Source organism: Streptomyces atroolivaceus, assembly GCF_000717025.1.
GTDB lineage: Bacteria > Actinomycetota > Actinomycetes > Streptomycetales > Streptomycetaceae > Streptomyces > Streptomyces atroolivaceus.
This window is the reverse complement of record NZ_JNXG01000021.1, coordinates 166,721-179,619: the sequence shown is the minus strand read 5'-3', so window position 1 is coordinate 179,619 and position 12,899 is coordinate 166,721. Positions and strand designations below refer to the sequence as shown.

Below are 12,899 nucleotides of genomic sequence, written 5' to 3'. Positions count from 1 at the left end.
GGAGAGACCCCGGATCCGGTCCCGGCGGGCAATCGATGGTGAAGAGGCCTGGTGCACGGGCCCTGTCCGCGGGCAGACTTGCAGAAGCCGGTACAAGGGGGGCGAAGTCGCCATGGCCGAGACAGAGTTCAGCGCTGCGGATTTCGGTGCGCCGGAGTTCGGCGTCGTGGAGTTCCGTGCGAGCGACGTGAGGATCCAACGATGGGCGCGGTCGCTGACGAGGGCCGGCCAAGTGATCGTCAAGGATGGCCGGATCGCGCTGCTGACGAGCAACGGACGGGAGATCGCCAGCGCCCCGGTGACGACGGTGAGCGCCGGGAAGCCGTGGTTCCTGGCCTCGGACTCGGCAGTCACCCGTATCAACGGGGTGCGGTACCGGCTGACCATGGGCCAGCGCAACCGCAGACCGGGAGGAGCGGCGCCGGTCCGCAGATTCCTGGAGGCGCTGCGGGGCGCCGCGGGACGGCGGACCTGACGCTACGGTCCGGTACGGACACCGCGAGTTGCGGAGCCCAAACCCCTGAGTCACGCTGGTCACACGTCACTGATGGTGCACCGGCGGTGACAGCGGAAGCCGACTCGCCGGGAGCCACGCAGGGCGGACCACGCATGACCAGAAACAGCAGCCAGCCATCTGCTGGATCCGTTCCTTCGTCTTCTTCCGGACCTATTTCGGGGAGTCGCAGCCGTGATCAGCGAGCCAAGCAGGCACTGCGCGGTGGAGCTCCAAGCCCTGCCGTCGCGGATCGGTCAGGTCCGCAGAATCATTTCGGCGCAACTGCGCTACTGGCATCTCGATCCTCTGATCGACCATGCAGCGCTCGGTGTCACCGAACTGCTGACCAATGTCCACCGGCACGCACAGCCGGACAAATCATGCACCGTCGAGATCGAGCTGCTGCTCGACCGGCTGACGGTGTCCGTCCACGACCACGACCCCCGGCTGCCGACCATCTGCGACGCCGATTCGTCCGCCACCTCCGGGCGCGGACTGGCGATGATCGCCGCGGTCAGCGAGAGCTGGGGTGTACGACCGAGCGATGGCGCGGGAAAGGTCATCTGGTTCACCCTGCCCGCACCGTCCTTCACCACCGTCCTGCCCCCGCTCCCGGTGTACGGGTCGACGACCGACGGCCCCTTTCCCTCGGACATCGCGGGACTCGTGGAGCCGACAGCCGCAGGTGCACGGGGCCGGTCGGCCGTCGTCGGCTGACCGGGCCGAGGCCGCGCGCCCCACACCGCGCGGCCAGGAGCGCGTCGGCCCCCAGCGGTCGACGCGCTCCGTCCGTCTCGCCTCCGCGCCTCAGCCGCCTGTCACGGTCATGAGGGGCCGTCCTTGTCGTAGCGGCCGTAGGGCTCGCGGCTGACGGGTGGCCGAGGCCGGGCCGGTCACGCCGGGGCCGGAAGGCCGCGGCGGTGATCCTCGAGCCGGGTGTACCCGTTCCCCGCCGTGGCCGCGCAGCCGGGGTGGGCGCGTCCCCGGTGTTCGACGGCCCTTCGCAGGCGGACCACGCCGTGGACGGCCCCTGCCCGACCCGCCGGCTGTTGAGCGAGCCGGTTCCGACCGCCCGACGCCCGCACTCTTCGCATGGTCGTCAGGCCAGCGCGGCCAGCGGGTCGTCGAGTACGGGCTGCCAGGCCAGTTCGGCCGCGCCGACCAGGCTGTTGTGATCCAGGGTGCAGGCCAGGATCGGCACGCTGCCGCTGCGGCCCCACAGGCTGCGGTCGGCGACCACGGCCCTCAGCCGTTCGGGGTCTGCTTCCAGGAGGTCGCGGTGCAGCCCGCCCAGGATGATCCGGTCCGGGTTGAGGATGTTGACCAGCCCGGCGAGGCCGAGGCCGAGCCGGTCGATCAGCTCCTCCGCGGCGGCCCGCACAGCGGGGTCGCCGTACTCCGCGCGCAGCAGGTCGCCGGACTGCTTGAGCAGCGACTCCTCGGGGCCGGGCTCCCGGCGGGCCGCGGTGAGGAAGGCGAGGGGGTCCGTCTCGACGTCGAGGCAGCCCCGGCCGCCGCAGTGGCAGGGGCGGCCTTCGGCGTTCACGGTGAGGTGCCCCACCTCCAGGGCCAGCCCCGAACTCCCGCTGTGCAGGCGGCCGTCCAGGACGAGGGCACCGCCCACTCCCCGGTGGCCGGTGGCGACGCAGAGCAGGTGCTGGGCACCGCGCCCGGCGCCGTGCCGGTGCTCGGCGAGCGCGGTGAGGTTGACGTCGTTGCCGGTGAACGCGGGGCCGTTGATGCCTGCGGCGCGTACGCAGGCGGAGAAGATGTCCCGGACCGGCGCTCCGGCCGGCCAGGCGATGTGCAGCGGGTTGAGCGCCGTTCCCTCGGGTTCGGCCACCGCGGAGGGCACCGCGAGCCCCGCACCGACGCAGCGCAGCCCGCTCTCACGCAGGAGTTGGGCTCCGGCCTCCACGACCTCGCCGAGGACCTGCGCGGGATCGGCCATCACGGCGACGCAGCCCGGCACGGTGGCCACGATCCTGCCCCCGAGCCCCACGAGCGCGGCACGGAACCCGTCGGCGTGCACCTGGGCGGCGAGGACGACGGGACCGCTGTCGCGGACGGACAGCCGGTGCGAGGGGCGGCCCTGCGAACCGGCGGCGGAGCCGGGGCTCGAGTCGACCTTGATGAGCCCGAGCGCCTCGAGCTCCGCGGCAACCGCACCCGCGGTGGCCCGCGTGACACCGAGTTCGGAGGTCAGCACGGCGCGGGTGGGAGCGCGTCCTGTGTGCACGAGTTCCAGGGCGGGCCCGAGCGCGCTGCGGCCTCTCTCCAGCTTCGTCCGCGTGGTGGTCGACTTGCCGTTCATGGGGGCGAGTCTCCCATGATCCGGGGCCGTTGCCGACGCTCCCGCGTCCCGCAGCGTTCACCGGGCAGCGGCCTTGCGGTCTTCCTCGGCACCCCCTGTCCTGCACTTTGTGCCATGAGTGAACAAACCGTGACCCTCACCACGGTGACCCTGCTCGCCGCCTAGGCGTGACGGCACCGGGCCGGACAGTGCGCGACGCGACGAACACCCGAGCGATTGAGTAGTCGTACTCAGGCGCTGGCTACTCCTCCGCCGCACGATGGAAGCATCAACCATCCACGGGGAGCGGACATGAGCCACCAGGTGACGAACAACCCGCAGTTGCGCACGCTCATTCGACTGACCTTCGGCAACACGGCTTCGCGGATCTACCTCGGCCTCGTCCTGGCGGCCGCGGTGTTCGTCGCTGTGGACACACTGTTCGTGTCCCACGACGATGCCTCGTTCGCCGGCGTATGGCTGTTCTTCCTCGCCGCGCCGACCGTGTTCCTCTTCCTCCTCGGCGGCGCGATGACCGGGGCGGACACCGGAGGACCCGCCTGGTTCGTCTATCTCTCCCTGGTCGTTTCGGTGCTCGTACAGGCCTGCGCGCTCGGCTGGTTCTCCCGGCTGGTCCGCGGCCCCCGCCGGGGCCGCTCGGCGCATCCCCAGGGCGCCTGACGCGGCTCTGGCACACTCGTCACGTGCAGATGACGGAACACCTGACAGCCCTCGTTGCTGAAGGCCGCGCACTCGTCTCCGCCGCCCGCGAGGCGGGGCCGGAGGCCCCCGTCCCGACCTGCCCGGGGTGGCGGATCCGCGATCTTCTCAGGCACACCGGGATGGTGCACCGCTGGGCGACCGCAATCGTCGTCGAGGGCCACGGGACGCGCCACCCGGCGTGCGAGGAGCCCGACCTGGACGGTGAGGCGCTGTTCGACCGCTTCAGCGAGGGCCACCGCCTGCTGGTCGACTCACTGCGGGCCGCGCCCGCCGACCTGGAGTGCTGGACCTTCTTCCCTTCGCCGTCCTCGCTCGACTTCTGGGCTCGCCGGCAGACGCACGAGACCAGGGTTCACCGGGTCGACGCCGAGTCGGCGCGGGGCGGCCCGCTGACGCCCGTGGCGGCGGCGCACGCGGCGGACGGCATCGACGAACTGCTGGCCGGGTTCCACGCCCGCGCCAAGAGCCGGGTACGCACGGTCGCCCCGCGCGTACTCCGGGTGCGGGCGTCGGACACGGACGCGATGTGGACCGTACGGCTGTCGGGCGACGCGCCGCTCACGATCCGCGGGGGCGACGCCCTGGACACGCCCGCCGACTGCACGCTGAGCGGCACGGCCGAGGAGCTCTTCCTGGTGCTGTGGAATCGTCTGCCGCTCTCGTCCGTGGAGCTGTCGGGAGACCGCGAGGTCGCCGAACTGTGGGCCGAGAACTCCGCTGTCGTCTGAGCATGAGCGGAGAGCGGAGAGCGGCGCGCGGCCGTAAGGGCTCAGGCGGGTCAGGCCCCGCAGCCGTTCAGGCCCTTGCCGCCTCTGCGCCCTGGACCGGTCCGGGACCGGCTTGGTCCAGGCCCCCACCGCTCCGTGCTTCGGCTTGGTCCAGGCTTCCGCCGCTCCGTGCCCCGGCTCGGTTCAGGCCCCGGTCCGGTTCAGCATCCGGGAAAGCACCGCCCGCTGCGCCGGCCTGGCCTCCGTGTGGCGGACCCGGCCGGCATCCGTCAGCTCGACTCGTACCCCGCGGCGGTCCTCACTGCACATCGCGCGGCGCACGAGCCCGTCCCTCTCCAGCCGCGCCACGAGCCTCGACAGCGCGCTCTGGCTGAGATGGACCCGGGAAGCGATCTCCTGAACGCGAAGACAGGCGGCGCCACCCTCGGCCGCAGCGTCCGCGAGGACGTCCAGGACCTCGAAGTCGCTGGCCCCCAGACCGTGACCGCCCAGAGCGCGATCGAGCTCGCCCAGAGTCCTGGCGTGCAACGCGAGCATCTCGCGCCACTCGCCGACCAGCGCCTGCTCGGACTTCTTCGCTGCCATGACCGCACGCTAACAGAGGGCCGGCGCACCTGTGCGCGCGCAATAAATGCACGACTCCGGCGCGCTCCCCGCACGGCCGATGAAGGGCGTCCGCCGCCCGTTCAACCCAGCCGGCCGGGGCGCACGAGCCCCGACTCCTGGCACCGCCCGCCGGCCGGCCGCGCCTCCTCGGCTCCGCGTCAGATCCGCGTACCGGCGGCTCCCGCGGACCGGCCGTCCAGCAGTCCGACCGAGCGTCCGAGCTCGTGCACGGCCTGCCGGAAGAGCTGTTCGCGTGCCTCGACGACCCGGTTGAACTGGCCGAAGAGCTCGAAGGAGATCAGCCCGAAGAGCTGCGCCCACGCGGATACCAGGGACACCACGACAGCGGGTGGGAGATCGGCGGCCAGATCGGCTGTCATACGCGTGGCCTCGGGACGAAGCTCGGCGGCCAGCGAGGGAACGGCGAGTCCCTCGGCGACGTGGGCGTCGCGCACGAGACCGATGAAGACCTGGCCCACGCGGGAGGCCGGACCGACCGTTGCCTGCGGGGCGGTGTAGCCGGGGACGGGCGAGCCGTAGATCAGCGCGTACTCATGGGGGTGGGCGAGAGCCCAGTCCCGTACGTCGCAGGCGACCGCCATCCATCGGGCTGGATGAACAGCCGCTTGCCCGGCGGCCTTCGCGTGGGCCGCTTCCGCCGCTTCGCCGATCGCGTCGTAGGCGTCGACGATGAGTGCGGTGAGCAGGTCGTCGCGGCTGGGGAAGTAGCGGTAGAGCGCGGAGGACACCATCCCGAGTTCACGGGCGACGGCGCGCAGGGAGAGCTTCGCCGCGCCCTCGGCAGCGAGTTGTCTCCTGGCCTCGTCCTTGATGGCCGCGGTGACTTCGATGCGCGCGCGTTCTCTGGCTCCTCGAATGGTGCTCATGACATCAGTGTGCCACGCGTTCGGAGCACCGAACCCAAACCAGATCACCGCTCTTGCTTTTGAGCGCCGCACTCATGCACACTGATCTCAAGCGAGAGCACCGCTCTCACAACGGCGGGAGTCACCGTGTCGCAGCAGCCGTACTACCTCCAGGCCGACGCCTTCGCACAGAAGCTGAACAGCGTCGTCGGCTGGCTGGCACGCCACGGCGTCAGCCTCCTCGGCTCCGCCGAGATGTCGGTGCGGGGCCGCAGGAGCGGCCGGATGCAGCGCATCCCCGTGAACCCCCACCGCTATGACGGCGTCCAGTACCTGGTGTCCGCCCGCGGCCACTCCCAGTGGGTGCGCAACATGCGCGTGGCCGGGGGCGGAGAGCTGAAGGTGGGACGGAAGGTCCGTGCCTTCACCGCCGTGGAGATCGCGGACGACGGGCAGAAGGTACGGATCGTCCGCGCCTATCTGAAGCGCTGGGGCTGGGAGGTCAACCAGTACTTCCAGGGCGTCACCGCGAAGTCGACCGACGCGGAGATCCTCGCCGCCTGCCCCGACCACCCGGTCTTCCGGATCACGGTCGTGAGCTGACCCGGTCCGTCCCCTGGCGGTCCATCACGTGCAGCGCCCGCTGCGCCAGCGGGTGCGAGCGGACCAGCTCGGCCAGCGACGTCGTCCCCCGGGTGATGCCCGCGAACGCGTTCCACGCAGGCCGGAAGCCCGTCAGGACCGCGTGCAGGAGTCCGGGGCGCCGCTCGAACAGCTTGAGCATGCGGCGTCCTACGCTCATCTCCACGCCCAGCCCCGCCTTGATGGCGAACGCGTAGTTGAGCGCCTGCCGCCGTGCGTCGACCGCGTCGTGCGACTCCGCGATCCGCACCGCCCATTCACCCGCGAGACGCCCGGACCGCAGGGCGAAGGAGATGCCCTCCCTGGTCCAGGGTTCCAGCAGCCCTGCCGCGTCGCCGCAGACCACCACCCGCCCGCGGGAGAGCGGCGAGTCGTCGCTGCGGCACCGGGTCAGATGGCCCGAGGAGATCGTCGGCTCGAACCCGGCAAGGCCCAGCCTGCCGACGAAGTCCTCCAGATACCGCTTCGTCCCCGCGCCGTCCCCGCGCGCCGAGATCACACCCACGGTCAGGGTGTCGCCCTTCGGGAACACCCAGCCGTAACTCCCGGGCATCGGACCCCAGTCGATGAGCACCCGGCCCGCCCAGTCCTCGGCGACCGTCTCCGGGACAGGGATCTCGGCCTCGAGTCCGAGGTCCACCTGGTCGAGCTTCACGCCGACATGAGCCCCTATACGGCCGGCACTGCCGTCCGCGCCGACGACGGCCCGGGCGAGCACCGTCTCACCGCCGGCCAGCACCACGGCCACCGTGCGCCGGTCGGGCACTGCGGTGCCGTGCTGCTCCACCCGCGTCACCGTCGCACCCGTGCGCAGCTCGGCACCCGCCTTCTGCGCCTCCTCCACCAGACCGGCGTCGAACTCCGGACGGTTGATGAGCCCGAAGAGCATGCGCTTGGACCTGCGGGTGCGCGACAGCCTCCCGTTGAGCGAGAAGGTGACCGCATGGATCCGGTCCTTCAGGGGCAGTTCGAAGCCAGGAGGCAGGGAATCCCGCGAGAACCCGATGATTCCGCCGCCGCACGTCTTGTAGCGGGGGATGTCCGCCTTCTCCAGCAACAGCACCCGACGGCCTGCGACGGCCGCCGCGTACGCCGCGGAAGCTCCGGCCGGCCCGGCGCCGACCACGACGACGTCCCATACCGAGGACTCCTGCGGTACCGACGACGACTCATCCGGCTCACGTCCGGCGTCTGCGTTCTCGCTGCTCACGATGTGCTTCTGCTCCCGATCCGACCAGTGGCCCCGACTGCTCACGGCATCCTACGGCGCGCCGCGGCCGAACTCCGCTGTGGGAGGATCAGCCATGAATTCGTCGTACACGCAACGCCGCATCCACGGCGTCGCCGCCGGCCGCGTCACAACCGCGCCATAGTCCTAACGTCGCACCCACGAGGAGCGTGCCCATGACCGCCCGTCCGATTTCCGAGACCGTCGCCGCGCTGATGCCCCGTGCGAAGGCGGAGCTCGCCGAGCTGGTGGCCTTCCGGTCGGTGGCGGACCCCGCGCAGTTCCCCAGGAGCGAGTGCGAGGCGGCGGCCGGCTGGGTCGCCGACGCGCTGCGCGCGGAGGACTTCCAGGACGTCGCCCTGCTCGACACCCCCGACGGGACCCAGTCGGTGTACGGGTACCTGCCCGGCCCGGCCGGCGCCCCCACAGTGCTGCTCTACGCGCACTACGACGTGCAGCCGCCACTGGACGAGGCCGCCTGGATCTCCCCGCCGTTCGAGCTGACGGAGCGCGACGGCCGCTGGTTCGGCCGCGGGGCCGCGGACTGCAAGGGCGGATTCATCATGCACCTGCTCGCGCTGCGCGCCCTGAAGGCGAACGGCGGCGTCCCGGTCTCGGTCAAGGTGATCGCGGAGGGCTCGGAGGAGCAGGGGACCGGCGGCCTCGAACAGTACGCCGAGGCGCACCCGGAGCTGCTGGCCGCCGACACGATCGTCATCGGTGACACCGGCAACTTCCGCGTCGGGCTGCCCACCGTCACCGCCACGCTGCGGGGTATGACCATGTTGCGGGTTCAGCTGGACACCCTCGAAGGGAACCTGCACTCGGGGCAGTTCGGCGGTGCCGCCCCGGACGCCCTCGCGGCCATGATCCAGCTCCTGGCGTCCCTCCGCGCCGAGGACGGCACGACGACGGTCGACGGGCTCACGGGCGACGCGGAGTGGGACGGACTGCAGTATCCGGAGGACGAGTTCCGCCAGGACGCCAAGGTCCTCGACGGTGTGGGGCTCATCGGCACGGGCACGGTCGCCGACCGCATCTGGGCGCGGCCCGCGGTCACGGTCATCGGCATCGACTGCCCGCCGGTCGTCGGCGCCACCCCGTCGCTGCAGGCGAGCGCCCGGGCGCAGATCAGTCTGCGGGTACCTCCGGGTCAGGACGCGGCCGAGGCGACGAGGCTCCTGACCGCCCACCTCGAGTCGCACGCGCCCTGGGGCGCGCGGGTGACCGTCGAACAGGTGGGGCAGGGGCAGCCGTTCCGCGCCGACATCACCAGTCCCGCCTACACGTCGATGGCCGAGGCCATGCGGCTCGCCTACCCGGGTGAGGAGATGCAGGCCTCCGGCATGGGCGGCTCCATCCCGCTCTGCAACACCCTGGCCGCGCTGTACCCGCAGGCGGAGATCCTCCTCATCGGGCTGAGCGAGCCCGAGGCGCAGATCCACGCGGTCAACGAGAGCGTGTCCCCCGAGGAGCTCGAGCGGCTCTCGGTCGCCGAGGCGCTGTTCCTTCGGAACTACGCGGAGTCCAAGAAGGGCTGAGGGGCCGCACGGCCGGACGTCCGCCCTGTCGCCGGTGTCCGTCACCCGGCGACAGGGCGGACACGTCGTACGCGGTGAAGGACTGTTCATCGGCCGTGTGGTCCAAGTTCTGGGGGGACTTCCACGCCTGCCTCACGCGCCGATCGCCGATCGTCGCAGCCCCGGCCCACGCCAGGCGTCGGAGAACCGGGTGATGTCGCGGAAACCGGATTCCCTCGGCGGCCTGGGCGCTCCACCGCCGGGTCTCAGCCGGGCGGGGCGCGGGCTCTGACACGCGTATGAGGGTGAAGGCCATGGCAGCGAGCAGGAAGGTGACCGCGTCCAGCAGGGCCACGGGTTGGAACACCGGCTTTTCCCCTGTCGGAGACCGCCTGCCCCATACCGCCCTTCTCGCGACCGTGTGGCCCGCGCGGACCGCGGAGTACGCGCTGAGCGAAGTCGCCCGGAGCAGATCTCCCGGCGGCCACGCCCCGGAATTCGTACGTTCGCCGTATGGACTGTGTCGAGGTACTCCCGCAGCTGCACATGTTCCGCTTCCCCATCGGCCAGGCATACCTCTGGCGCGACGGCACGGAACTGACCCTGATCGACGCCGGTGACGCGCACGCGGCGGCCGCCATCGAGGAAGGCGTGCGCCGGCTCGGTCTGGACCCGGCCGGAATCCGGCGGATCGTCCTCACCCACGGCCACCGGGACCACTACGGCGCCGCGCAGGAACTCGCGGACAGACATGGCGCCCGGATCCTGGCGCACCGGCTGGACGCACCGGCCGTCCGGGGTGAGGAACCCGTGCCCGATCCCGTCCTTCACGACTGGGAGCGGCCCCTCTACACCCATGCGCTGACGGTCCCCGAGGCGCCGCCCACCCGGGTCGACCGGGAGCTGGAGGACGGCGACGAGCTCCCGTTCGGGGGTGGCGCCCGGGTGGTGCACTCCCCCGGGCACACCCCGGGCTCCATCGGCGTCCATCTGCCCCGCCAGGACGTGCTGTTCACCGGCGACGCCGTGGCCGGGGTGGGCAGGGTGATGCTGGGAGTGTTCAACACCGACCACGCGCAGGCCCGGGAGTCCTTCCGCCGGCTGGCCGCTCTCGGCCCTCGGGTCGCCTGCTTCGGCCACGGTGATCCGCTCACCGTCGACACGGCGGCCGTCCTGGGGGCCGCCGCCCGGTGATCGGTGGCCCCCAGGAGGCTACGGTCCGCCCACCGGCACCCCGGCCTCCAGATTCAGCACGGTGGACCGCTCGCGGGCGCGCAGCGCCCAGCGGAGCCGCTCGAAGCGGGTCGGCGGGAGCATGCCGGATGCCTCCTCCTCGGTGACGAACCGCCAGCCGCGCAGTTCCGAACCGGGCAGCAGCAGCCGTGCGGCCTCCTCGCCACGCAGCCGGCCGCCGTCGAACAGGAAGCGCAGCCCCCCGTACGCGGGCGGCTTCGGCGCCTCCCAGTCCACCACCAGTAGCTCCGGCACGCGGTGCAGGCGGAGCCCCAGCTCCTCGGCGACCTCCCGTATCCCCGCCTGTGCCGGGGCCTCCCCGGGCTCCACCACACCGCCGGGGAACTCCCAGCCGGGCTTGTAGGTGGGGTCGACGAGCAGCACCCGGTCCTGCTCGTCGAAGAGCAGCACCCCCGACGCGACCGTCTCCGCACGCGGCTCGGGGGTCTGGACGATCCCGCACTCCGCGGCCGCACCGGTGCGCAGTGCTTCGGCGATCCGCTCGGCCGTCTCGTACGGGGTGAGCGCGCTGGTGTCGATCGTGTGGGCGTCCGCGGAGATCCACCCGAGCGCCGCCCGGTAGGGCTCGATGTGCTCGTACGACCACTGCCGGATCCGCTCACTGTGCTCCGGGTCGTCCGCGAACTCCTCACGCTGGGCGATCCGTTGGCGCAGGATCGTTTCCTCAGGTGAGAGCAGTACATGGCGTACCGGTATGCGCCGGGAGGCGAGCCCTCCGAAGATCTCGTCGCGGTAGTCCTGCCTCAGCAGTGTCATCGGAACCACCAGCGTCCCGGAGAGTTCGGCGAGGAGCGCCGCGGCGGTATCGACGACCATGCGCCGCCATATCGGCAGGTCCTGGAAGTCGGTCACCTCGGCGAGCTTCTTCTGGGGCAGCAGCCGTCGCAGTCCCCCGCCGATCAGCTCCGGGTCGTAGAAGGTGCTGTTCGGGATCAGATCGATCAGTTCGCACGCGGCGCTGGTTTTGCCCGCACTGAACGCACCGTTGATCCAGACGATCACGGGTCCCCCTCTTCCGTAGCCCCCTGTGGCTTGCCCGCAACACCCCGCTCCGGAAACCCCGCTGGGGTGACGCGGTTGCGCCGGCGAGGCCGCCGGGGGCCCGGCCCCACGACTCCGAGCGGTCGCACCGGCGTGACGAAGGACGGCCGGACGTCGTTGGAGCGGGCAGTCACCGGAACGACGAGGGGGGCGCGATGCGCCGCACGGTACTCGAGCAGTTTCCCGCGGGAGGGCCTCGGGGCAGTCGGCCCGCGGAGGAGTTCGCGGCTGCCCGCCGCGGGGAGGGCGTGGCCGCCGAGGTCGTGATGGACCTGGAACGGGACGCCTTCCTCGTGGTGGTGCCCCACCAGCCGACGGACCGGGGCCGCCGGTCCGCCGGTCCGTGAACCTAGGGGGTGGTCGCTACGGCCCGCACGCCGTTCGAGGCGCCGCGACGGATCGTCGATGCCGCGGCCGCCGCGCCGACCAGGCCCGCGTCGGTACCCATCACCGCGGAGGTCACGGTGAGGCCCTGGACGAAGGAGAGCGTGGCGTAGTCGCGCAGGGATCGGCGCAGGGGCGCGAAGAGCACCTCACCCGCGCCGGCCACTCCTCCCCCGATGACGGCTATGTCGATGTCGGTCAGAGTGGCGGTGGCGGCGATCCCGGCGGCGAGCGCCTGGGCGGCCCGCTCGAAGGAGGCGGCGGCCACCGGGTCTCCGGCCAGCGCGGCGGCGGCCACCGCGGCTGCGGTCGCGTCACCGTCCGGGCCGGGGCGCCAGCCGTTCTCCAGGGCCCGCCGGGCGATGTTCGGCCCGCTCGCGAGGCGTTCCACGCATCCGCGCGCGCCACATGGGCAGAGGTCGCCGTCCAGGTCGACGCTGATGTGACCGATGTGACCGGCGTTTCCCGAGGGGCCCGGGTGCAGCTTCCCACCGAGTACGAGGCCTCCGCCGACGCCGGTGGAGACGACCATGCAGAGCGCGTTGTCATATCCCCGGGCGGCGCCCAGCCAGTGCTCGGCCGCCGTCATGGCGACCCCGTCACCGACGAGTACGACCGGCAGCCCGCCGGTCGCCGCGGTCACCCGGTCCACCAGCGGGAAGCCGCGCCAGCCCGGGACGTTGACCGGGCTGACCGTGCCGGCCGAGGCGTCCACGGGTCCCGCGCTGCCGATGCCGACCGCCCGGACCCGGTGCCAGAGCGGAGAGGCCGTCAGCTGGGCCAGGACATCGCTCACCGCACCCATCACCGCCTCGGCTCCCTCGCGGGCGGGCGTCGGACGCTGTGCCCGTACGAGGAGTGATCCGCCGCCGTCCACCAGCGCCCCGGCGATCTTGGTGCCGCCGATATCGAGCGCGGCGACGAGGTCGGTATGCATCGGTGGGACTCTCCGGAGGGGGTGAGGCGCAGGACCTGCGTCTTGCGTCAGATGGTCCACCCAGTCTCCATTCTCTTGACAACGTTGTCCAGGGCCTATGCTCGACGCCACAGCATCCGGCCTCCCCCGGCACCAGCGCCGGAGGCCGGAATCTTCCGTTCCCGACGACAGGACAGCGCAC

General features: G+C 71.9%; 14 protein-coding genes. 8 read left to right on the top strand and 6 right to left on the bottom strand.

The annotated features are described in order from the left end of the window. Positions 1-112: 112 nt before the first annotated feature. Complete coding sequence (locus OO67_RS32435) at positions 113-475, top strand: hypothetical protein (RefSeq protein WP_033305368.1); 363 nt, start codon at positions 113-115, stop codon at positions 473-475. 213 nt (positions 476-688) lie between these two features. Then, entirely contained in the window at positions 689-1,213 is a 525-nt protein-coding gene (locus OO67_RS32430) for an ATP-binding protein (protein ID WP_208861113.1), read from the top strand. 382 nt (positions 1,214-1,595) lie between these two features. Here the strand turns inward: OO67_RS32430 and OO67_RS32425 are convergent, their stop codons facing one another. Next, positions 1,596-2,810 carry an ROK family protein gene (locus tag OO67_RS32425; RefSeq protein WP_033305366.1) on the bottom strand — a complete coding sequence of 405 codons (1,215 nt, stop codon included), beginning with the start codon at positions 2,808-2,810 and terminating at the stop codon, positions 1,596-1,598. Positions 2,811-3,101: 291 nt separating this feature from the next. Here OO67_RS32425 and OO67_RS32420 point away from each other — a divergent pair, with 291 nt between their 5' ends. Beyond that, positions 3,102-3,470, top strand: coding sequence for an SCO4225 family membrane protein (locus OO67_RS32420; protein ID WP_033305365.1), 369 nt, complete (start codon positions 3,102-3,104; stop codon positions 3,468-3,470). 23 nt (positions 3,471-3,493) lie between these two features. After that, positions 3,494-4,240 (top strand): maleylpyruvate isomerase family mycothiol-dependent enzyme, encoded by a 747-nt coding sequence (locus tag OO67_RS32415; protein ID WP_033305364.1) that lies wholly within the window; start codon positions 3,494-3,496, stop codon positions 4,238-4,240. A 183-nt stretch (positions 4,241-4,423) separates the two neighbouring features. On the opposite strand, the gene OO67_RS32410 is transcribed toward OO67_RS32415, so the two are convergent. Both OO67_RS32410 and OO67_RS32405 read right to left on the bottom strand, forming a co-directional pair. After that, positions 4,424-4,825, bottom strand: coding sequence for a MarR family winged helix-turn-helix transcriptional regulator (locus OO67_RS32410; RefSeq protein WP_033305363.1), 402 nt, complete (start codon positions 4,823-4,825; stop codon positions 4,424-4,426). Positions 4,826-5,004: 179 nt separating this feature from the next. Continuing rightward, positions 5,005-5,733, bottom strand: a complete 729-nt coding sequence (locus OO67_RS32405) for a TetR/AcrR family transcriptional regulator (protein ID WP_033305362.1) — start codon at positions 5,731-5,733, stop codon at positions 5,005-5,007. Positions 5,734-5,859: 126 nt separating this feature from the next. On the opposite strand from OO67_RS32405, the gene OO67_RS32400 reads away from it, so the two are divergent. Then, the gene (locus tag OO67_RS32400) at positions 5,860-6,315 is read left to right on the top strand and encodes a nitroreductase/quinone reductase family protein (protein ID WP_033305361.1); all 456 of its coding nucleotides are present in this window, start codon (positions 5,860-5,862) and stop codon (positions 6,313-6,315) included. Here OO67_RS32400 and OO67_RS32395 read toward each other — a convergent pair. Further along, on the bottom strand, positions 6,299-7,564 hold the full coding sequence (locus OO67_RS32395) for a geranylgeranyl reductase family protein (RefSeq protein WP_033305360.1): 1,266 nt from the start codon (positions 7,562-7,564) through the stop codon (positions 6,299-6,301). The two genes, OO67_RS32400 and OO67_RS32395, sit on opposite strands and share 17 nt — an antisense overlap. Before the next feature lie 194 nt (positions 7,565-7,758). On the opposite strand from OO67_RS32395, the gene OO67_RS32390 reads away from it, so the two are divergent. Together OO67_RS32390 and OO67_RS32385 are read left to right on the top strand one after the other, a co-directional pair. Beyond that, positions 7,759-9,123 (top strand): dipeptidase, encoded by a 1,365-nt coding sequence (locus OO67_RS32390; protein ID WP_033305359.1) that lies wholly within the window; start codon positions 7,759-7,761, stop codon positions 9,121-9,123. Positions 9,124-9,615: 492 nt separating this feature from the next. After that, positions 9,616-10,296, top strand: coding sequence for an MBL fold metallo-hydrolase (locus OO67_RS32385; RefSeq protein WP_033305358.1), 681 nt, complete (start codon positions 9,616-9,618; stop codon positions 10,294-10,296). Between the two features lie 18 nt (positions 10,297-10,314). Here the strand turns inward: OO67_RS32385 and OO67_RS32380 are convergent, their stop codons facing one another. Next, complete coding sequence (locus OO67_RS32380) at positions 10,315-11,358, bottom strand: NUDIX hydrolase (protein ID WP_033305357.1); 1,044 nt, start codon at positions 11,356-11,358, stop codon at positions 10,315-10,317. A 194-nt stretch (positions 11,359-11,552) separates the two neighbouring features. On the opposite strand from OO67_RS32380, the gene OO67_RS32375 reads away from it, so the two are divergent. Then, positions 11,553-11,744, top strand: a complete 192-nt coding sequence (locus tag OO67_RS32375; protein ID WP_033305356.1) for a hypothetical protein — start codon at positions 11,553-11,555, stop codon at positions 11,742-11,744. Positions 11,745-11,746: 2 nt separating this feature from the next. On the opposite strand, the gene OO67_RS32370 is transcribed toward OO67_RS32375, so the two are convergent. Continuing rightward, a complete protein-coding gene (locus tag OO67_RS32370; RefSeq protein WP_033305355.1) occupies positions 11,747-12,718 on the bottom strand; it encodes an ROK family protein in 972 nt (323 codons plus the stop codon). Between the last annotated feature and the right edge of the window lie 181 nt (positions 12,719-12,899).

Coding starts and splice junctions, on each gene's coding strand:
- OO67_RS32385 (WP_033305358.1), top strand. CDS start 9,616: ATGGACTGTGTCGAGGTACTCCCGCAGCTGCACATGTTCCGCTTCCCC.
- OO67_RS32410 (WP_033305363.1), bottom strand. CDS start 4,825: ATGGCAGCGAAGAAGTCCGAGCAGGCGCTGGTCGGCGAGTGGCGCGAG.
- OO67_RS32370 (WP_033305355.1), bottom strand. CDS start 12,718: ATGCATACCGACCTCGTCGCCGCGCTCGATATCGGCGGCACCAAGATC.
- OO67_RS32435 (WP_033305368.1), top strand. CDS start 113: ATGGCCGAGACAGAGTTCAGCGCTGCGGATTTCGGTGCGCCGGAGTTC.
- OO67_RS32375 (WP_033305356.1), top strand. CDS start 11,553: ATGCGCCGCACGGTACTCGAGCAGTTTCCCGCGGGAGGGCCTCGGGGC.
- OO67_RS32425 (WP_033305366.1), bottom strand. CDS start 2,810: ATGAACGGCAAGTCGACCACCACGCGGACGAAGCTGGAGAGAGGCCGC.
- OO67_RS32420 (WP_033305365.1), top strand. CDS start 3,102: ATGAGCCACCAGGTGACGAACAACCCGCAGTTGCGCACGCTCATTCGA.
- OO67_RS32405 (WP_033305362.1), bottom strand. CDS start 5,733: ATGAGCACCATTCGAGGAGCCAGAGAACGCGCGCGCATCGAAGTCACC.
- OO67_RS32390 (WP_033305359.1), top strand. CDS start 7,759: ATGACCGCCCGTCCGATTTCCGAGACCGTCGCCGCGCTGATGCCCCGT.